Annotated in this window: 21 protein-coding genes and 3 pseudogenes; 5 read left to right on the forward strand and 19 right to left on the reverse strand. The window is 43.6% G+C overall.

What is annotated here, in order from left to right:
* Window positions 1-266 precede the first annotated feature (266 nt).
* The 3 genes from U5R06_04865 to U5R06_04875 all read left to right on the forward strand — a co-directional run bounded on the left by U5R06_04865 (window position 267) and on the right by U5R06_04875 (window position 1,834).
* Complete coding sequence (locus tag U5R06_04865) at window positions 267-461, forward strand: hypothetical protein (GenBank protein MDZ7722163.1); 195 nt, start codon at window positions 267-269, stop codon at window positions 459-461.
* Window positions 448-1,191 (forward strand): hypothetical protein, encoded by a 744-nt coding sequence (locus U5R06_04870; protein MDZ7722164.1) that lies wholly within the window; start codon window positions 448-450, stop codon window positions 1,189-1,191. Before U5R06_04865 ends, U5R06_04870 begins: the two co-directional genes overlap by 14 nt.
* Window positions 1,192-1,399: 208 nt before the next feature.
* A complete protein-coding gene (locus tag U5R06_04875) occupies window positions 1,400-1,834 on the forward strand; it encodes a hypothetical protein (protein ID MDZ7722165.1) in 435 nt (144 codons plus the stop codon).
* A gap of 114 nt (window positions 1,835-1,948) precedes the next feature.
* Here U5R06_04875 and U5R06_04880 read toward each other — a convergent pair.
* Window positions 1,949-3,109 (reverse strand): annotated as a pseudogene (locus U5R06_04880) (IS4 family transposase).
* Between the two features lie 176 nt (window positions 3,110-3,285).
* Window positions 3,286-4,551, reverse strand: coding sequence for a hypothetical protein (locus U5R06_04885; protein ID MDZ7722166.1), 1,266 nt, complete (start codon window positions 4,549-4,551; stop codon window positions 3,286-3,288).
* 201 nt (window positions 4,552-4,752) lie between these two features.
* Between U5R06_04885 and U5R06_04890 the strand changes: the two genes are divergently transcribed.
* Window positions 4,753-5,358, forward strand: coding sequence for a hypothetical protein (locus tag U5R06_04890; protein MDZ7722167.1), 606 nt, complete (start codon window positions 4,753-4,755; stop codon window positions 5,356-5,358).
* A complete protein-coding gene (locus tag U5R06_04895) occupies window positions 5,304-6,080 on the forward strand; it encodes a transposase (GenBank protein MDZ7722168.1) in 777 nt (258 codons plus the stop codon). Before U5R06_04890 ends, U5R06_04895 begins: the two co-directional genes overlap by 55 nt.
* A 320-nt stretch (window positions 6,081-6,400) precedes the next feature.
* Here the strand turns inward: U5R06_04895 and U5R06_04900 are convergent, their stop codons facing one another.
* From U5R06_04900 to U5R06_04980, 17 genes and pseudogenes are all read right to left on the reverse strand, one after another.
* The gene (locus tag U5R06_04900; GenBank protein ID MDZ7722169.1) at window positions 6,401-6,652 is read right to left on the reverse strand and encodes a DUF2442 domain-containing protein; all 252 of its coding nucleotides are present in this window, start codon (window positions 6,650-6,652) and stop codon (window positions 6,401-6,403) included.
* Window positions 6,653-6,915: pseudogene (locus tag U5R06_04905) on the reverse strand (DUF4160 domain-containing protein).
* 66 nt (window positions 6,916-6,981) lie between these two features.
* Window positions 6,982-7,413: a transposase gene (locus U5R06_04910; protein MDZ7722170.1), complete on the reverse strand. Its 432-nt coding sequence runs from the start codon at window positions 7,411-7,413 to the stop codon at window positions 6,982-6,984.
* Window positions 7,386-7,646, reverse strand: coding sequence for a hypothetical protein (locus U5R06_04915; protein MDZ7722171.1), 261 nt, complete (start codon window positions 7,644-7,646; stop codon window positions 7,386-7,388). The genes U5R06_04910 and U5R06_04915 overlap by 28 nt, the downstream gene beginning before the upstream one ends.
* A gap of 143 nt (window positions 7,647-7,789) precedes the next feature.
* Window positions 7,790-7,948 carry a DUF2442 domain-containing protein gene (locus U5R06_04920; GenBank protein MDZ7722172.1) on the reverse strand — a complete coding sequence of 53 codons (159 nt, stop codon included), beginning with the start codon at window positions 7,946-7,948 and terminating at the stop codon, window positions 7,790-7,792.
* A gap of 401 nt (window positions 7,949-8,349) precedes the next feature.
* Entirely contained in the window at window positions 8,350-8,802 is a 453-nt protein-coding gene (locus U5R06_04925; protein ID MDZ7722173.1) for a PTS sugar transporter subunit IIA, read from the reverse strand.
* Window positions 8,803-8,850: 48 nt separating this feature from the next.
* Window positions 8,851-9,339, reverse strand: a complete 489-nt coding sequence (locus U5R06_04930) for a universal stress protein (GenBank protein ID MDZ7722174.1) — start codon at window positions 9,337-9,339, stop codon at window positions 8,851-8,853.
* A 10-nt stretch (window positions 9,340-9,349) separates the two neighbouring features.
* The gene (locus U5R06_04935) at window positions 9,350-9,976 is read right to left on the reverse strand and encodes a V-type ATP synthase subunit D (GenBank protein ID MDZ7722175.1); all 627 of its coding nucleotides are present in this window, start codon (window positions 9,974-9,976) and stop codon (window positions 9,350-9,352) included.
* Window positions 9,969-11,357 carry a V-type ATP synthase subunit B gene (locus U5R06_04940; GenBank protein MDZ7722176.1) on the reverse strand — a complete coding sequence of 463 codons (1,389 nt, stop codon included), beginning with the start codon at window positions 11,355-11,357 and terminating at the stop codon, window positions 9,969-9,971. Before U5R06_04940 ends, U5R06_04935 begins: the two co-directional genes overlap by 8 nt.
* A 73-nt stretch (window positions 11,358-11,430) precedes the next feature.
* Complete coding sequence (locus U5R06_04945; protein ID MDZ7722177.1) at window positions 11,431-12,381, reverse strand: V-type ATP synthase subunit A; 951 nt, start codon at window positions 12,379-12,381, stop codon at window positions 11,431-11,433.
* A gap of 40 nt (window positions 12,382-12,421) precedes the next feature.
* A pseudogene (locus tag U5R06_04950) lies at window positions 12,422-13,231 on the reverse strand (V-type ATP synthase subunit A).
* A complete protein-coding gene (locus tag U5R06_04955) occupies window positions 13,224-13,856 on the reverse strand; it encodes a V-type ATP synthase subunit E (protein ID MDZ7722178.1) in 633 nt (210 codons plus the stop codon). Before U5R06_04955 ends, U5R06_04950 begins: the two are co-directional and overlap by 8 nt.
* An 18-nt stretch (window positions 13,857-13,874) precedes the next feature.
* A complete protein-coding gene (locus U5R06_04960) occupies window positions 13,875-14,180 on the reverse strand; it encodes a V-type ATP synthase subunit F (protein ID MDZ7722179.1) in 306 nt (101 codons plus the stop codon).
* A gap of 58 nt (window positions 14,181-14,238) precedes the next feature.
* On the reverse strand, window positions 14,239-14,643 hold the full coding sequence (locus U5R06_04965; protein ID MDZ7722180.1) for an ATP synthase subunit C: 405 nt from the start codon (window positions 14,641-14,643) through the stop codon (window positions 14,239-14,241).
* Window positions 14,644-14,684: 41 nt separating this feature from the next.
* On the reverse strand, window positions 14,685-16,733 hold the full coding sequence (locus U5R06_04970) for a V-type ATPase 116kDa subunit family protein (protein MDZ7722181.1): 2,049 nt from the start codon (window positions 16,731-16,733) through the stop codon (window positions 14,685-14,687).
* Complete coding sequence (locus U5R06_04975; GenBank protein MDZ7722182.1) at window positions 16,730-17,803, reverse strand: V-type ATPase subunit; 1,074 nt, start codon at window positions 17,801-17,803, stop codon at window positions 16,730-16,732. The genes U5R06_04970 and U5R06_04975 overlap by 4 nt, the downstream gene beginning before the upstream one ends.
* The gene (locus U5R06_04980; GenBank protein MDZ7722183.1) at window positions 17,796-18,128 is read right to left on the reverse strand and encodes a hypothetical protein; all 333 of its coding nucleotides are present in this window, start codon (window positions 18,126-18,128) and stop codon (window positions 17,796-17,798) included. Before U5R06_04980 ends, U5R06_04975 begins: the two co-directional genes overlap by 8 nt.
* Between the last annotated feature and the right edge of the window lie 229 nt (window positions 18,129-18,357).

The raw sequence follows: 18,357 nt of genomic DNA on the forward strand, positions 1-18,357 counted from the left end.
CGGACGCCTTCGACGTTATAATGTGATCATGACGGCACGGTCAGCAGTGACTTGAATCAAAGGGAAACGAGAAACAGGCCGATGAACGGTCGGTCTGCATTTCTCGGTTCGGTAAACCAACCATGGGGTTAGCACGTTATGAAATTTGATGTTCCACAAGCAGGTTAGATTTAATCCCCAACCGGTGACAATATTTTACTTGCAAACCCCCTTGAAAACGGTTAAACTTAAATTGAAGACATAGTATCCAAAAGCCGGAGTTTTCTGTGAAAGCTATTATTTATTCTTTTCTTCTCTTAATCGTTGCTGTAAATTACGCCGCGGACTGGCCGCAGTTTCGCGGTCCGGAACGCACCGGTGTTTCTTCTGAAACCGGACTGGTAACCTCATGGCCTGAAGGCGGTCCCGAATTGCTGTGGTCGACGGAAATCCTTGGCGGCGGCCGGGGTGGCGGTCAATAAGCTGGTGAGCAAGGTGGCGTCCGAGGTGGTGATCCGGGAAGCGAAAACGCGACTGTGCGATGTGCCGGACGGCACGGAAGCGCGCTTTCTGGCGCCCCTGATTGTGAGTTATTTGCCGGACATCGGCAAGAAAACGCGTCAGGAGCTTTTGGACCTGAATCTGCGCCTGATTTGCGATGTGGCCGCCATTCAGGCGGAGCAGCTGCAGATGGTATTCGGACGCCGGGGACTGCTGCTGCATCAGCGGGCGCACGGCATTGATCCCAGGCCGGTGCAGCCGCCCAAACGGGCGTTGCGCGTGGTGGAACCTCTGATTCTGGAAACCGATTGCAATCACCGCGGCGTGCTGCTGTCGCATTTGCACGCCATGCTGGCGCGCGCCGTGCAGCGGCTGCGCCGCATGCGGCGTCTGACCGGCTGTCTGGTGATCGAGGTGCAGTATTCCGATTACAAAACCAACCGCGCCCGGCAGCGTTTTCGGGCCATGGACACCGAACCGGAACTGGCGCCGGCGCTGCGCGATCTGTTTCCGCGCGCCGTCACCCGGCGCGTGCGCGTGCGCAAGATGACTCTGACGCTGGAACACCTGAGCAAACCGCCGCAGCAGCTGTCCCTGTTCGAACCGCCCGGCGACCCGCGTATCCGCAGCATCAGTACGGCTGTGGACCGCATCCGCGACCGGTTCGGCGATGACGTCATCCGGTTTGGATACGGCGAGCGGGCGGCGTGAGGTGGAAGGATATAAAAATGCTTTTAGGCAGAAAGCGAGAAAGATAGAATGGTCTCAGATATTCTAAAGACTCTTGAACTACTTGTGGCGGTGTTAAGGGAGGGCTTGTCTAAGAAGAGGGAGTCAATCTCCAAGCAATTAGTCGCTCTTTTTAAAATGATAAAAAAAATTGTAACCAAGGCTTATAAAATTCGGGAATCTTTGGAAGTTGGAAAGTACTCACTTCCAAATCGATCAGAGTATAGCAAAAGGATTAACTGGGCTTCTGATATACGGTTCAAATTTATTTTTCAATCCTTGCTATGCTGAGGACAATGCTCAGTCAAATAAGAATATGCCCCCAAAAGACAAAAAGAGCTATATGAGTCAATTGTGGGGTATGATGAGAGAGGGTACACGTATAAAATTCTCACATAAATATAAAGGAAAAAACCATGACATAGAGATAAAGAGAACCCCTGAAGGCGGACATATAGATATATCAGATAAAAAGAAAGGGATGCATTATGTTGATGAGGGTTGCAATGGAAGAATAGATCCTTATGAGCTGATAACATTCAGATCAATAGATAGAAAAAACATAGTTTTAATAAATGGTATATATCATATGAGCAAATTCTTGGATAAACAAGAATTTAATTAACAAAATTTTAGATGAACTGAAAAGTAGTTATCTATAAACTCTAAAACCCAATGTACGCCAAGAAGCAAAGGTCGCAGAAAAGGACAAGATTTAATCAAATTCAGTAACGTCCGGTTAGGTTTTTGCACGTAAGTAATTTCGTCGATTTTTTCTATGAGATTTTCTACGATTTTTCTTGTCGGAATCTCGCACTTCATTTTGAATTTGAATACGGAGTTCTCGCACTCTTTCGATGTTAACTTTTTCGTTATAATTTTCATGACAATAGATTGCCAGCAGCAAATATGTAATGAGGCCGCCGAGAATTTGAACCATAAGTCCGTACTGACTTCGAGCTATGAGATGATAGACTTTGAGATGGCGTTTCCACCAAGCGAAGAAATTTTCAATTTCCCAACGAAGTTTGTATGCCTGAGCAACATCTTCTGCAGAGAGGTCATAACGATTTGTCGCGATCCAGTATTTTACATTGCCGATTTTATAACCGACAAGTCGTATCGACTTTTTTGTTTGATTGGTGCCCGGCGTCCCCAATAAAACTATAGCATCATAAAAAACAATGCTTTCTGGTTTTTATGTCATGTGCATAAAGACATTTTTTTTTCGTCGATGCTTTGATGCGGCAGAAAAATTGACGACCGTCCTCCTGCCATTGGTCAAAGCGTTTATGGCATTGATAGCCCCGATCAAGAACGCCGGACTGGTCAGAAGAGAGTATTTGATCGACAAATGGTCGTTCACCGGCTAAACCGCCTGTGAGATATAGTTTTTTTGGAATGGACCGATTAATATCAAAACCGAGATGAACTTTTGCCTTTTTAGAGCCGTTTCTATAATCAGCCCAAGTCATTGAAAGAACAGCATCAATCAAAGAACCGTCGATGGCAACAAGCTCCCCAAATGTTCAAATTGCTTTGGGATAGTGGTCGCAGCTTTGGCTTGAAGTTCATTAAAAACAACAGCTAGTTGTTCGAGGCCGCGATTGTTGATAGCCTCAAAAAAGCTACTTTTTTTGATTCCATCTTTCGGGGCAATATGCTCCCGAGCAAATGTATCTTCTTGAAGAACCTGGACAAGATGAGTCCCTGATTCATGCTCTTCAAGATGATAAAACACGAGGGCATTAAGTTGATCTTCAAATGTCATTTGCAGAGGTCGATCTCCTCGTGAAACTAATGGTGGTACCTTGGACAAGATAGCCTTGATCGGTTCCATTAGTCTTTTGAATGTTTTAGATTTTTGTCGAGGCTTAAACTTTTTGAATTTACGTCGCATTTCCATAACACCTTATATTTATTAATGTTATGAAAGTCGACTTCAAAATTTTTGACGTAATGTCAAGTGTTTTTCTGTGTTATGTCATATTTTTTTGTATAATCTGAGCGTTGCAATTACCTAACCGGACGTTACTGATAATGTTCGGGAAATATTTAAAACTAAAGTGGCAGGTTTCAATCGGAATAGGTGGCAGGTTTCAGCCGGAATGACCGGCAGTTTTCAGCGGAATGGGTGGCAGGTTTGCTCCGGAATACCCAATTGGCGCAATCGCAATAGAGAAGTATGAAATACCATGAATAGGAAATTGCTAAAATCAAACCAATAATCGGGCCTCCATATGCTAATACTAAAAATAAATTCCTTTTTAACTTTTCCTTTGGAAAAGACAAAAGTAAAAATGTGGTCGGATCAAAAGAACCCGGTGCTTTTCTTAGTATTGCATCACCACTTGCAATTTTTATCAATATTTCTTTATATGTTAGACCATGACTTGTAAACTCTGGAATATTTGATGTTTTGTATTCCAAAGAATACATCTCTCCAAAATTAGAATTTACCAGATAGTTTATTTTATTTTCAATATCTCTAATATTTTTAGTTTTATCAACTAAATCTGTATTATATCTTGTTTCTGTCTCTTGATCATGCAATTTATTATCTTGTTTGTTGGTATCCGAAGATTTAAGATGCATCAAGTCAAATCCACAATTGGGGCACTTTATTTTATCAAAATCTTGATAGGAATGGCAATAGGGGCATATTTTTAACTTGACGCTATCGTTGTCTGTAGTCATATTTTTCTTTTTCTTTTTTTTAACGTTTTGTTTTTTCTTACTTTTTGTGGATTTTGACATTTTATTCGCTGCAAGTAATATCAATCCAATTAATAACAAAATAATTGTTACATATTGCTGGATTGATAGGGCATAGATAATAATAATTAGTCCGACTACTATTAATAAATCGTCCAAAAAATTAATAATGTTTTCTTTTTTAGATTTTACCACTAAATATGCTTTTTGCATGGAAAGGTATATTTTTAACTTGGTAGAAAACAAAAGTAAAAGACTTGAAAGAAAATAAACTGATCCACAAAATACTAGAATAATGCTTGTTACTTTAATAGACGAGTTATTTGTTATTTCTATACCATCATAAAAAACAGTATTGGTGATAAATATTGAAAAAGCATTATAATAGGAGATCAAAAAGCCATAAATCCCAGCAATAATCATCAAATATTTCGCCCAAGAGTAACCACGGTCTATAAAAAGAAACCATGCTGATAAAAGTATTTCAGAAATTGCCAGAGAGTATAAATAATTATTGTCAATATAGATAACGGGAATTAACCTAAAAGCTATCAAAGCTAATGCATTTAGAATAAACAAAAATATCAAAAAATTCTGACCACTAACAATGAGATTTTTATGAGGCATAATTCACAAGATTTTTAAAATTTATTAGTACCAAATTTTATAATCTGGTATATAATATTTATGTATACATACTTATTAATACCTAAACTGAGCGATTCTTCGAAAAATAAAAAACCTTTTGGGATTATAATGGATTGTTATTATTTTAATTAAGACAAAATCAACTAAAATCAATCCACGCACCCAAAAGGTGACAATAATATGAAGAAAAAAACCAATTCAAAGCAAGTAAAAATTTCAAAAATCGAGGTCACAACTGAAAAAATGAGCGGGCGCGGCGGCCTGTTTTTCTTTATCAAATATGTCGAAAACATTGGTTTTTTCAAGCTTTTCGAACAATGTCTTGGTTCTCTAAAAGGTTCGGCCAAGGGCATTAGTTGCTTTCAGTTTATTAAACAAGTTGTGGGCTGGTTCATTGATGGCACCGACCGTTCCATGTTAGGCTTTGATCGACGTAAAAACGACGACGCTTATGCCGCGCTCCTAGAGAATGAGCCTTGGCACATGGCGACATCGCATCAGATAAAGAGAATGTTTCGCCGACTTGGTTTTGTCGGACAATGGCTCTTTCGTTCTATTTTGCTCAAGCTTTTTATCTGGCGCCTTCATGTTGAAAAGCCCAAAGTGATCATATTATTCGCTGATACGGTGGTCTTTGACAATGACGATGCCCAAAAACGTCAAGGCGTTAAGCCAACTTATAAGAAGAAAAGGGCTTTCAGCCGCTGCAAATCAGCTGGGGGCCTTATGTGGTGGATGCATTGTTCCGTCCTGGCAATGTGCACTGCAATCATGGGACAGATTTGAGAAAAGCTGTTGGACGTTTGGTCAAAGCGATTCGAACCCATTATGCTGATGTGCCAATCATACTGCTTAAAGACAGCGGTTTTTTAGATGATAAGAATTTCAGATTTTTTGAAGAACGCCTCGGCATTCATTATGCGTGCAGCGGAAAGCTCTATAAGGGTATTAAACAATATGTTAAAGAAGTTCCTGTTGATCGATTTCACTTGTATCAAATGTCGTGGTCGTTTGTTGAATTTGGTAACCGGCTTGACACGTGGTCTACATTTCGGCGATGCATTTTCACATCACAAGAAACCGAAGATAATGGCCAGATGACCTTTGATTTTGCTCGACCGGACAATGTGATTTATACAAACATTGGCCAGAATAAAGAATGTGATGAAAAGCTGGTGCAGGCAGTTGGCGATGACTATTTAAAGGCGGAAAAGATCATTGAATTGGATCATAGTCGCGGCAAGGGTGAACTTGTTCATCGTTCACAAAAGGATTTTGTCGTATGCGAGCAGCTTCCCTTTAAAGGCTTTGGAATGAACAGAGCCTTTTATTACATTTTTTTGATGAGTCATTTTCTATACGAAGCTTTCAAGCGTGATATGACCCAGGATGTGTTACCGGTTACGAGCTATCCCAGCACTTTTCGCCGGACTGTAATTGATTTTGCTGTCAAGATAATATCGACGAGTCAACAGGTAATCTCTGAAAGTCACCCAAGCTACTTATGATGCATTAAAAATTCCACTTTTATGGCAGGCGATTCGCGAACAAAAACCAGCTTTCATGACATAGAGCAAAATGTTTCCAGAAAATTTTATTTCACAGGATTGATACGCCCTAATGTTAGTTTTTTCATGTTTTTAGGCATAGTTCATTTTAAAAACAGGTAAAAAGACTTTTGTAACATGAAAACAGAATAGAATTTACACAAATAGACATGACTGGCTCCCTTTTGAGCCAGTTTATTTTGTTCTGTTTTAAAATCGCTCAATTTAGGTAATAATAAAGAGATTATTATAAAATCATAAACATTGTTCATGAAAAAAAACTATTTCGTCTGTACACTCTGTTCATACACATATTCAGGATCCAGTTCCACACCGTTATCCCATTCTATGGCATCAAAAGACATGTGAACGGTTACAAAGAGATTTTTATCCTTTAATTTTATGAATTTCCCCTTTTGCAAATCGGGTAAAACGTTGAAAACCTTTTTCTCTCCATTTTCAAAGGTTAACAGTATTTCATATTCCTTTAGATATCTTGCAGATTGAATACCGATATACAGTTGTATCTCCAGTCATCTCAATGGATCAATTTGAAATTGTGTTTCTCCGTTTTGGGCTAAATTCCAATTTGCAAGCAGTTCATCTTTATGGAGTTCAGCCCAGGCTTCGACCAATTTTCGTTTATTTAAAGGAAATTCTCCTTCCAGTCATTCACCTTGATTAATATCAAATGTTGATACTCCTGATAGTAGGCATGAAAATGTGGCGGATTGTGTTCAATTTTTCCGGTATACAATCTGATAATTATGCCGTAAAACATACTAATCGTGGGCATAGAGAATCGCTCAACAATTAATTACAAGATTTAGTTTTAGAATAAAAATTAATTTTCTGAATAAAATCAAGTATAAAAGCCATCATCCTGCCAGTTCAACGGATTGTTTCTAATGTAATCCGAAATTCTTTCAAAAGCCTGATCATTGCGAATAATGTGATCATAAAACCGCGACTGCCAGGTGAAATCAAATCCCAGACGATGAGCATGCCGGGTGACCGCGGATTTATATGACCGTATGAGGGTGGAAACAGATCCCGATTTGGGTGAAATATCCGACATGAATTTGTTTTTGTCCGGGGGTGGGGTGGATGGATGGCCGGTTGATATATTACCTATGGGCGCGTTCCCCGTAGGCGCGTTCCCCGTAGGCGCGTTGCATGCAACGCGCCTACGGGGAACGGGATTACCACCATGGTCCGGATGTTTGCCGGCCTTATTGCAATTAACCCCATTCACATCATTCAATATCAAAATCCCATGTACATGATTGGGCATGACCACAAATGCACCCAGATCCACGCATGGTTTGCATGATTTTTAATCTCATACCACAAAATATCGGCAATCACACCGATTTTGGACAATTGCATGGACTGGTTTACAACCGTACCGAAATAGTGTTCTCTGTTATGTGTACAGATGGTGATAAAATAGGCAGCATTCCATCGGTAATCCCAGTTTTTCAATCGGAGTGAACCGGAACGATGTCCGGTTTTGTGAGTTTTCATTTTTTAAATTCCCCTTGTTTGTTGTCCCCAAAACCCCGGGAATCAATTGATAAACGTGATTAAACTGAAAAATAAAAAATAGCTCTGGTAAATGGCTGAATTTTCAGATTTAAATAATGTATCGAAAAAGCTGTATGAAAAAACTAATACCGGTTCGCTGCAGGATTCACCGGCACACTCTGTTCATACACATATTCAGGATGTAGTTCCACACCGTTATCCCATTCTATGGCATCAAAAGACATGTGAACGGTTACAAAGAGATTTTTATCCTTTAATTTTATGAATTTCCCCTTTTGCAAATCGGGTCAAACGTTGAAAACCTTTTTCTCTCCATTTTCAAAGGTTAACAGTATTTCATATTCCTTTAGATATCTTACAGATTGAATACCGATATACAGTTGTATCTCCAGTCATGCCAATGCAACATTAATCAATTATCTAAACAAAATCAAGAAGAAAAAGTATCGGCCTGCCTGGTTACTTGTGAATCGTGGACAAGTTGCAAAGAAGGTTTCTGAAATAAAGCTATAATTTGTATAAAATTAATTTATTATAATACGGTAAGACAGTACGTACTACAGTATGTACTGTTATTATAAAACGATAATGGCATCAATATAAACCGATAGAGATGAGGCTACAGCCGGTGCGGCAAAACGGATTTCCCCCCAAAGTGAAAATTACCTCGATACAGCCTGCCTCAATCTTCTCCCTGCAATATGGACAGCACCTGTTCCGGGCTGTCGGCTTTTGCCAGTTCATCGCAAAGCGACTGGTACTGCGACAGTCTGGCGATTTCGGATAAAAGTGCGATATGGGCTCCGGATGAAGCGGGCGGCGCGATGACGAGAAAAATCAATTTGGAAGGCGTGTTGTCCATTGACCCGAAATCAATGCCGTCCGGCGCGATGCCGATCGCTGCCGTGAGTTTTTCGGCCGCGCCTGTTTTGGCGTGTGGCACGGCAATACCTTTTTCCAGCCCGGTACTCGCCTTGTCCTCGCGCGTCATAACGTCATCATAAACTTGTTCTGCATCGGATATTTGACCATCGTTCTTTAAAAGCTCAATTAATTCCCGGATCGCTTCGTTTTTATATTGCGCTTTGAGCGGGACGGCAATCACCTCTTTTGTCAATATGTCAAGTAAACTCATCACAAGCTCCTGTAATCATTCAATAATTTTGTGCGTAAATTAGCTGTTCTACAACAGATGGTCATACATATTCCAGACCCGGTCTTCATCCTTGACCATGAGCACCGAACAGGGAACACTGCGCATGGCGCGTTCTGTTTCATCATAAAACTGATCACGTCGGGATTTTATCCGGGATAATTCTCCGATGATCAGCAGATCGATCTCGTTTTCTTTGATGCAGTTTTTAATTTCACCGCTGACAGAACCGTTTTTGTTGTGCAGTTTAACATCCACACCTTTGGCCTGCGCAATTTGTTGAACATGTTTCAAATAGCGATCAGCGTCGGCATTCAGATCGCGGCGGTATTCTGCCTCTTCATCCTGGAGAAAAATACGCGATTTCACCAGGGTGCCGAGAGCCTGGGTATTGACGACGAACAGAGCCGAGATCTCTGTATGAAGTGTTTTCGCCAGACAGACGGCATAATGAGCAGCGACAATCGATTGTTCAGTCCCGTCTATGTACACCAATATGTTACGGATGATATCGCTCATACGCTCCTCCTTAATAGGCCTTTTTTTCCAGCCGTTCTTTTATTTTTTTGAGTAAAATAACCGCATCCCGTTCATTTTCTTCAAGCCGGTTTTCGATATATTGAATGGCCTCGCGATATTCGGGAATGGCGATTTTTTCCAGAGCATTTACTTTTCTGATCGTCTTTTTCACTTCCGCAGCCAGACGCATCACGGATATTTTCAGTTCGGAAAAACGTCCCATGATGTTCAACGCCTTTTTAAAATGCTCAATAGAACTGTCAATGTAAAAATGGGTGTCCAGGGTACTAAAATAGGGTGAGCGTTCCTCAAAATGGGTTTCCACGACCGGCAATGAAACGCCCATAATATTGCGTGTGCTGATATCAATATCCGCATCAATATGAACAGCGCTTGAGAGACAGAATACTTTCATTTTTCCCATTTTGAGAACGGCCTCTTCCAGCGAGTTGTAGGCCGCCTGTAACGCTTCGTCAACCAGATTCTGGTAATCCACTGTTTGATCAACCAAATCCAAAAGCTCCATCACAAGAATATTTCTTTTTTGATCCAGAAGATCATATCCCAGGTTGGCAAAGGAAAGATCCTGTTTCAGTTGCAGTAACGTGGTGCGGGTTGGTGTATAGTTGTTATACATGATAATAGGTTTCGATTTCGTCTTCGGTCAAACGTGTCAATTCGTCAACGGGCAAACTACGGAGCGCTTCCCAGCCGAGCTCAAGGGTCTCTTCTATGCTGCGGTCCTCATTGATGCCCTGGGTAATAAATTTTTCTTCAAAGATTTTGCCGAATTCAAGGTACTGAGTGTCCAGAGGCGTCAGTTCTTCTTCGCCGATAACCGAGGCCAGATTACGCACATCTTTGACATAGCTGTATGCGGCAAACAGCTGGCTGGCCAGATGCGGATGATCTTCCCGGGTCATGTCTTTGCCGATGCCGTCTTTCATCAAACGCGACAGGGAAGGGAGTCCGGCGACCGGCGGAAATATCCCGCGCGAGTTCATCTCGCGGTCAAACACGATCTGTCCCTCTGTGATATAGCCGGTGAGATCCGGGATCGGATGCGAAATATCATCATTGGGCATGGTCAGAATCGGCAGCTGTGTGATCGAGCCTTTGGAGCTTTTCAGCATTCCGGACCGCTCGTAAAGCTCTGCCAGATCCGAATACAGGTAGCCGGGATAGCCTTTACGCGACGGTATTTCACCGCGTATCGTCGAGATCTCGCGCAGCGATTCGCAATAATTGGCCATGTCAGTCAAAATGACGAGCACGTGCATATCTTTTTCAAAGGCCAGATACTCTGCCAGTGTGAGCGCGCTTCGCGGTGTGATCAGCCGCTCGATGGAGGGTTCATCCGCGAGGGATAAGAACAGCGCGACTTTGCTGGACACGCCGGATTCTTCGAATGAGCGGATAAAATAATTGGCCACATCGTGTTTCACACCCATAGCGGCGAAAATAATGGCAAATTCGGATTCGGTGCCGCGTATTTTGGCCTGCCGGGTGATCTGCGCGGCAAGCTCGTTATGAGGCAGACCGTTTCCGGAAAAGATAGGAAGTTTCTGACCGCGTATCAGCGTGTTCATGCCGTCGATCACTGATAATCCGGTCTGGATAAAATCGCGCGGGTATTCGCGAGCCGTCGGATTGATGGCTTTGCCGTTCACATTGTAATAGTTTTCAGCCCGTGGGGCGGGGCCGCCGTCCAGTGGATGTCCCAGACCGTTGAAAACCCGGCCGAGCATTTTTTCCGAAACGCCCAGTTGATGCGCCTGCCCCTTGAAACGCAGACGCGTATTCGGCAGGGTGAGAGACGCAGTGCCTTCGAACAGCTGAACCACAACCACATCCGCCGATGTGTCCAGGACGATTCCCAGACGCACAGCGCCGGAGGGATCGATACATTCAACGAGTTCCCGGAATCCGATAGGATGCGTGTTTTTGATGAACAACAGCGGTCCGTCCACTTTGTTGATTCCGACATATTCTTTGCCGCTTTTCAGTTGTTCAATCAGATTTGACGACAATGATGAGGAATCCGCTGCTTTAGGTTTTCCTTCGGTAATCTGTGTATCTTTTGTTTTATCGTTATTCAAAAATAGCCTCCAACTGGTCAAAAGAACGTCCCAGACGCGTCATCAGTTTATCAAATTCCGAGACATCCTCATTGGAAATTGAAAATTTCATTTTTACAATATCCTGATAGACCTTCATTTGTCGAAGTTTCACCAGGGTGATGCCGCTTTTAATCGCTTTTTGGCCGCGATAATAATAATGCAGAATAAGTTCAAGCATTTTATACTGTTTTTCGATGGTTGAGAACCGGTCCGTTTCGTCAAAGGCATTTTGCTGCAGAAACGCGTTTTTGAACAGTCTGCACACATCAATAATAAAGCGTTGTGAATCGGGAAGCGCGTCCGGGCCCACAAGCTTGACCACCTGGTTGAGCCGGACTTCCCGCTGCAAGAGATCCATTATATCTTTGCGGTATTTGCTCCATTCTGTTCCTGCATGCTGTTCCCACCAGGCTGCGATATCCGTCAGGTATTCGCTGTAGCTTTCCAGCCATGAGATGGCGGGATAATGGCGTGCATTGGCGAGCTGACGGTCCAGACTCCAAAAGCAGCGCACAAATCGTTTGGTGTGCTGAGTGACCGGTTCGGAAAAGTCGCCGCCCGGCGGCAAAACTGCGCCAATCAGGGTAACGGAGCCGTTTTTACCGCTCAGGGTTTCCATATATCCGGCGCGTTCGTAAAATTCAGCGACACGCGTCGGCAGATAGGCGGGAAAGCCTTCTTCGGCCGGCATTTCTTCCATACGTCCGGATAATTCGCGCAAGGCTTCCGCCCAGCGGGATGTGGAATCCGCCATCACCGCCACATGATAACCCTGGTCGCGGATATATTCGGCAAGGGTGACACCGGTATAGATGCTGGCTTCGCGGGCGGAGACCGGCATATTCGATGTATTGGCAATCAGAATGGTGCGTTCCATCAGGCTTTTGCCGGTACGCGGATCGATGAGGCTCGGGAAAGTCATTCAGGACATCGGTCATTTCATTGCCGCGCTCGCCGCAGCCGATGTACACGATAATATCGGCGTCGCACCATTTGGCCACAGCGTGCTGGGTAATGGTTTTCCCGGTTCCGAAACCTCCGGGGATGGCCACGGTACCGCCTTTGGCGATGGGAAACAGCGTATCAATAACCCGCTGGCCGGTAACGAGCGGTGTGTTCAGAGGCGCACGCGCGCTGACCGGCCGGCCGCGGCGTATGGGCCATTTCTGCGACATGCGCACGGGAATAACCGAATCTTGCGTTTTAATTTCGGCAATGGTGTCCTCAACTGTATATTCACCCCTGGAGACAATACGTTCAAGTGTTCCCTGGACAAACGGGGGAACAAGAATACGATGCTTGAACAATTCCGTCTCCTGGACGCTGCCAATGATCATGCCGCCGTGAACATCATCTCCTTTCGAGACCTCGGGTTCAAATAACCATTTCTTTTCATGATCGATTGGGGGGGATGATATGCCGCGGTCCAGAAAATCACCGCTGATATCGAGCAGCGCGGACAAGGGGCGCAGAATACCGTCATAGATCGTCCCGACCAGTCCGGGACCCAGTTCCGGAGATAATAATGCGCCGCTGCCGTAAACCGGCTCGCCGGGTTTGACCCCGGTGGTATCCTCATAAACCTGCACAATGGCTCTGTCGTTTTCCAGTTTTACAATTTCGCCGGTTAATTGATGGCTGCCGACTGCTACCAGTTCCAGCATCATGGCGTCTGTTATGCCGGTGACTTCAATAACCGGGCCATTGACTCTGAAAACAAATCCGATAATGCGTTCTTGTTTATCACTGCTGTCCGGCGTATATTTATTCATCGAAAATATCCTCTAATACACGTGCTTCTATCCTGTCTCTATGTCGGTAAAGCCGGGTTTGCAAAAGATTGTTATAGACGGTTCTTCCGTTTTCGGCTTGCAAAATAATACCGTGTCCTTTATTAATAACATCGGGAGAGCGTTTTAAATGTGTTGCTTTCCCGGTGAGATTTTTATATCGGCGCTCCGCCTCCCGGCAAAATGAATCATCAGCAAATGGTTCACACGATTCGGTTACTTTGAGAACGGCATTACTCTCCTCAAGCCCCAGCGCTGCTTCAACGGTCCATTTCAATATCATCTCTTTAAATTCCGGGGTCTCGACAAGCGCCTCAAATTTTTCTCTCACGCGTTCTGTTACAACATCAATAATCTGCTGTTTGAGAGCCAGCTGCTGTTTTCTTTTTATGGATGCGATTTTACGTTCGCTCTCGTGGGCAATGGCGGCTGATTGCTGTTCGATTCGTTTTTGAGTTTCTTTTTTCAATTCACTGATGCGTTGATCCGTACTTTTTTTCCGCTCCTGAACCGTCCGCTGCGCGTTATCCAGAATCTCCTGAGCTTCATCCTGGGCCGCTTGCTGAATACTCTCGATAAGAGCGGTTTCCTGATTGTTTGTGGTCATGTTGATCGCCTTGTAGACTTAGAGTTTTACACCAATCGCTTCGTTCACCATCTGGCGTATACCGGGTTTTCCCTGCATTTTACCGCTGCGGTCCTGTATTTCAACAATCAGCGGAAAACTGGAGGTAAACAGATACGAGTTGACCAGCGGCCGAATGAGTTCGGCCGTTTTTTCCGTAATAATGATAATGCCAATGTCTTGATTCTGCAGTGCTTCGTTAAATGAATGTTCCGCTTCGGCCTTTGTTGTGGCGACAGATCCTTTAACACCGACCAGACCAAATCCCAAGACCGTGTCTTCATCACCGATGACAGTATACTTCATAAAAACATACCTTTATAATCAAATGGTTTCCGGCTGCCGGATGTTCATGATTGCTGTATCAGACTTTGCCGAGTATCATCAATGCGGTGATAAAGCCGAATACAACAAGACCTTCAGCCAGGGCTATAAAAATAAGCGCCTGACCGGCGATTTCCGGTTTTTCGGCAACAGCGCCCATGGCTGCAGCGCCCACATGCGATATGGCAAAACCGGCAGCAAGTGCGCCTGCGCCAAAGGCAATAGCCGCGGCCAGAAATCCCATTTTGGAGACGTCAGCCTGCTCTTTGGAGAGCGGCGCCACGGTTGTTTCTTCTGTCGTGGCCTGGCCTTCTTCCTGTGCGGCAAAAGTGGTAAACACCGCGCCCGAGATGAACAAAAGAGCTGTGAGGACAATCAAGCTGATTTTGATGCTTGCTTTTAATTGATCTGCTGCAGAATTTGTGTTACGAAAAGTTTTCATCATATGCTCCTGAAAGTGTGAATCTGTATGAGTTTGTTATTTTATTATTCACTCGACGAAAATGAAATGGGATTGTAACGATATCCGGTTTCCTGGAAAAACTTTGAAAAGAATTCATAATAGTTCAGCCTGAGTGACTGAATACCGGCTGAAAGTCCTTCGAGCAAAATAACAAGAATGTTACCGGCAATCAGCACAAAATAGGACATGATTCCAAAGCTGCCGTTTTGTGAGACCATGGTTGCAATTTGATAAAAAGCGATCATCAAGCTCACATGCGCGATACCCAGGCCGGCAACACGCATAAAGGAAAGCGTATTTGCCAAAAATCCGCTGAATATTTCCAGCATCTCGACGATCCATTCCATCATGATATCAATCAGGGTAAAGAACGAAAACGAGTGCTGTTTGTTTGCGTTTTTATCCGGGAAAATAAAACCGATAATCGGCTTGAGAAAAAACAGCAGCGCCGGCAGCGCGATCATGCTTAACAAAAAACGGCTGTCCGGCAGTGATTTATAGTCATTGGTGATAAAATAAAAAGCCGTATAAATGCCGGAGCCATATAGCCAGCCGCCGAGCAGTCCGGTTTTATCGAAAACAAGACGTTTCCATTGATGATTACGAATCGCTGTGATCCAGTTAAACAGCATGCCGGCTGCGATAATAAAAATACCAAAATAGATTGTTATTTTGAGGATGCCGTAAATATCATTGACAAATTCATTGCCTGAATCGTGGCCTGCAACAATACCGTGATAATCAAACCAGACAGGCTCGAACACACTGAATCCGAAATAGGAACCGAAAAGAATTCCGAAAATCACGGCGGAGGCGCCACAGTAGGCGATCAACTGGAACAGTTTTTTCGTTTTATTGTTTTCTTTGATCAGGCGGCTACCGAGCAATCCGGCAAGAATTAACACCAGGCCGTGACCGACATCGGAAAACATCAGACCGAACATGGTCAGATAGGAGAGCGCCACAAACGGGGTGGGATCAATGGTTCCATAAGCGGGGATGGCAAAATTTTCAACCAGCATTTCAAAGGGAGCGAGAAAACCGGGGTTGTTCAGTTTAACCGGCGCCGGAGGTTGTTCAACCGGAGATAATTCGCCGGGATGGATCCATTCAAGATAGACATTCCCGGATGTGGCTTGCTGCATGGTGCTCTCAAAATCCTTTTTGCGCTTCAAGGGAATCCATCCGGTGAACAGAAAGGTATGATCGGTCGTGTTGAGGTAGGATTTTACCTTGAGACTCAATTCATTCAAACGCGCCCGGGTGTAAATCTCCATGAGATCATCTTTGCTTTCGGCAAAGATGTTGTTCACCTCAGAGGCTGTTTTTTCCTGTTCTTTTTTCAAGCGGGCTTTCTTTGCGTCCAGTTCCGATAATGCGTTGGTTTTGATATCGCTCGCATAGGACGGCATATCGGCATCGGTCCAATGATAGCGTTCCTTTATGCTTTTTACGGCGCGCTCATCGCGTTTCATATTGATGACGAGGAGATATTTTTCCACGCTATCTTTTCCCAGTTCGAGCACCAGCGAGGGCAGGGATGCAAATTCCTTTTTAAAGTCTTCCAGCAGTGAAGGATCAATACTGCCGATATGGGATTGCAGAAAGGCATGCGGCAGACGCTTTTTGATAATGCTGTTAAAGTCGCCGTACAGGTCGATTTGACGTTTAATGTCATCAATTTTTAATATATTCGACTGCAACTTGCTCTGTCGGTTCCGCAGGGATTCCAGCCGGGAGGCCAGCGAATCCAGTTCTTTTCCCGCCTGTTCACGGTTTAAAAGCGGTTCTGCACCTTCTGGTAAGGAGGAGGGTGCATAGTCGGAGAATCCGCCCATTTTTAAAAAATGTTCGGCGCGTTTTCTGATATCTGTAACAGAAGGACTCTTTGGTTCTTTTGCAGGATCGGAAGATTCTTCTGTCGTCTTTATTTTATCCTGGGTGTCCTGATCTATATAATGCAGATTAATAAAATGCACAAGTTCCTGACGTAACAGTTCCTGGGTCACTTTATCGTTGAACTGACGCGGGATGATACCGAACACTTGGATCATTTTTTCAGGAAACATCATAACAGTTCGCTTATCCTTTGCGGCTGATAGTTATAGTTTTTTGCATTCAGAATCGTCATTATTTTTTTTATTTCATTCTTTTTCAATATAAAATAGGCAAGTATGATACCGATATTAAACGGGGGGCCTGAAAGTATTTTCTGTGCATTATAGAGGAGTATCTGCTCGGTTATTTTTTCAATAAACAGCAGCTTTGCGTTGCGCTCGCGCATGTCTGATTGGAAAAAAGATTTTAACGATTTGTCACTTTTTGACATCAAAGCGGATAGAATATCGGATATATCTTCATTTTCGTACATTTGTTTAAAGGCATCAGGCTCCCGGGGAACCAGACCATAAGGAGTTATATGGCTTTGCGCGGTTTCCACATCCATATCGTAGAACTGCTTGAATCTGATCATCTTGCCGATATTGTCAAGATCTATATCAAGGTAAACAACCCGGAGCGCGATCTCTTTGTCTTTTCTGGACAGACAGGAAGATATCTGCTGAATGACATTGTCGTAATAAAAGCGATCCAGGGCGGTTTCAATGGGAAAGACTGTTAAGGTTTTGTCGAGTCGGAGAATATTTGATTTGACGATATCATAATAGGGCGTACCTGACAGTCCTTCAATCAGCTCGTCCGGAGAACCGGCGTAAATGATGCGGTCACAATTCATTGGATGAATTATGTTGTCATAGATGAGATAAGGGGTCTGCGACGAAATATCCCGTTCGCGTATAAACCGATCAAAAAAAAGACGGATGCAGTTTTTGAGATTATTGATTTCATAACGCAACGCAAGCGCCCTGATAAACCCGACGGTTTTTTTGTCAACGTAATTCAATAGCTCAAGGTAGAGCGCAATTTCTTTTTTGAGCAGCTCTTTCTCTGCCGTTAATAGATCGCCGGTTTCGGAATAGACCGCATAAATGGTATCGTACGGTGTGCCCTTGAGATGCTCAATGGATTCAAGAAATGATTTTGCCTGGATCATCTCATCCAGGAGCTCATCGGGCAGCATTTTGCTAATGCGAGCGCGAACTTTGGCGTTAATAAACGCATATTTTTTTAATGCGCTACTCATTCAGTGTTTTATGCTGCGGGGTTTTAATCTGCGTTAATATCTTGTCAACCGCCTGTTCAATGTCGTCGTGTTTGGCCTTGAGCAGGTCAGAGTACAAGGTGTCTTGAGCAGAACGGGTTTGCTGGATTTTTTCTTGCCATTCTTTTTGGGTCTTTTCAATAGAGTTCTGATATAACGATGCTGCTTCTTTGCGTGCGGCATCCACGCGGGCAGCGTTTTCTTTTTCTGCTTTTTCTTTCATGTCCCGCGCTTTTTGCTGCGCGTCCTGGACGACTTTTTTAGATTCGTCTTCGACTTTGATAACCGTATCGAGAATTTTATTCATACTTTACCTGCATGTTTGAACGCATTTTATAAGAACGGGGCACTATAAAATTCAGTTTGCTGGACAAGTCTTTTGCCGAACCGGTTGATTTGAACTGTAAATCTGCAGACAAATATTGAGTCTAAAAAATTGAAGCAATAAAATAGCTATTAATGACCCGAAAGTCAAGAAAAAATAAAGTGCAGCAGACGAATGCAATGCCATTCATCAAACAGACAGGTGGGAAAGG

This window comes from candidate division KSB1 bacterium (assembly GCA_034521575.1).
Lineage (GTDB): Bacteria > Zhuqueibacterota > Zhuqueibacteria > Residuimicrobiales > Krinioviventaceae > JAXHMJ01.

What these genes read in the sequence shown, in the direction of transcription:
- U5R06_04930 (MDZ7722174.1), bottom strand. Translation starts at nt 9,339, where the DNA reads ATGAGCGATATCATCCGTAACATATTGGTGTACATAGACGGGACTGAA.
- U5R06_04980 (MDZ7722183.1), bottom strand. Translation starts at nt 18,128, where the DNA reads ATGAATAAAATTCTCGATACGGTTATCAAAGTCGAAGACGAATCTAAA.
- U5R06_04935 (MDZ7722175.1), bottom strand. Translation starts at nt 9,976, where the DNA reads ATGTATAACAACTATACACCAACCCGCACCACGTTACTGCAACTGAAA.
- U5R06_04955 (MDZ7722178.1), bottom strand. Translation starts at nt 13,856, where the DNA reads ATGACCACAAACAATCAGGAAACCGCTCTTATCGAGAGTATTCAGCAA.
- U5R06_04960 (MDZ7722179.1), bottom strand. Translation starts at nt 14,180, where the DNA reads ATGAAGTATACTGTCATCGGTGATGAAGACACGGTCTTGGGATTTGGT.
- U5R06_04910 (MDZ7722170.1), bottom strand. Translation starts at nt 7,413, where the DNA reads ATGCCCAATCATGTACATGGGATTTTGATATTGAATGATGTGAATGGG.
- U5R06_04890 (MDZ7722167.1), top strand. Translation starts at nt 4,753, where the DNA reads ATGAAGAAAAAAACCAATTCAAAGCAAGTAAAAATTTCAAAAATCGAG.
- U5R06_04970 (MDZ7722181.1), bottom strand. Translation starts at nt 16,733, where the DNA reads ATGATGTTTCCTGAAAAAATGATCCAAGTGTTCGGTATCATCCCGCGT.
- U5R06_04925 (MDZ7722173.1), bottom strand. Translation starts at nt 8,802, where the DNA reads ATGAGTTTACTTGACATATTGACAAAAGAGGTGATTGCCGTCCCGCTC.
- U5R06_04885 (MDZ7722166.1), bottom strand. Translation starts at nt 4,551, where the DNA reads ATGCCTCATAAAAATCTCATTGTTAGTGGTCAGAATTTTTTGATATTT.
- U5R06_04945 (MDZ7722177.1), bottom strand. Translation starts at nt 12,381, where the DNA reads ATGACTTTCCCGAGCCTCATCGATCCGCGTACCGGCAAAAGCCTGATG.
- U5R06_04975 (MDZ7722182.1), bottom strand. Translation starts at nt 17,803, where the DNA reads ATGAGTAGCGCATTAAAAAAATATGCGTTTATTAACGCCAAAGTTCGC.
- U5R06_04965 (MDZ7722180.1), bottom strand. Translation starts at nt 14,643, where the DNA reads ATGATGAAAACTTTTCGTAACACAAATTCTGCAGCAGATCAATTAAAA.
- U5R06_04915 (MDZ7722171.1), bottom strand. Translation starts at nt 7,646, where the DNA reads ATGAAAACTCACAAAACCGGACATCGTTCCGGTTCACTCCGATTGAAA.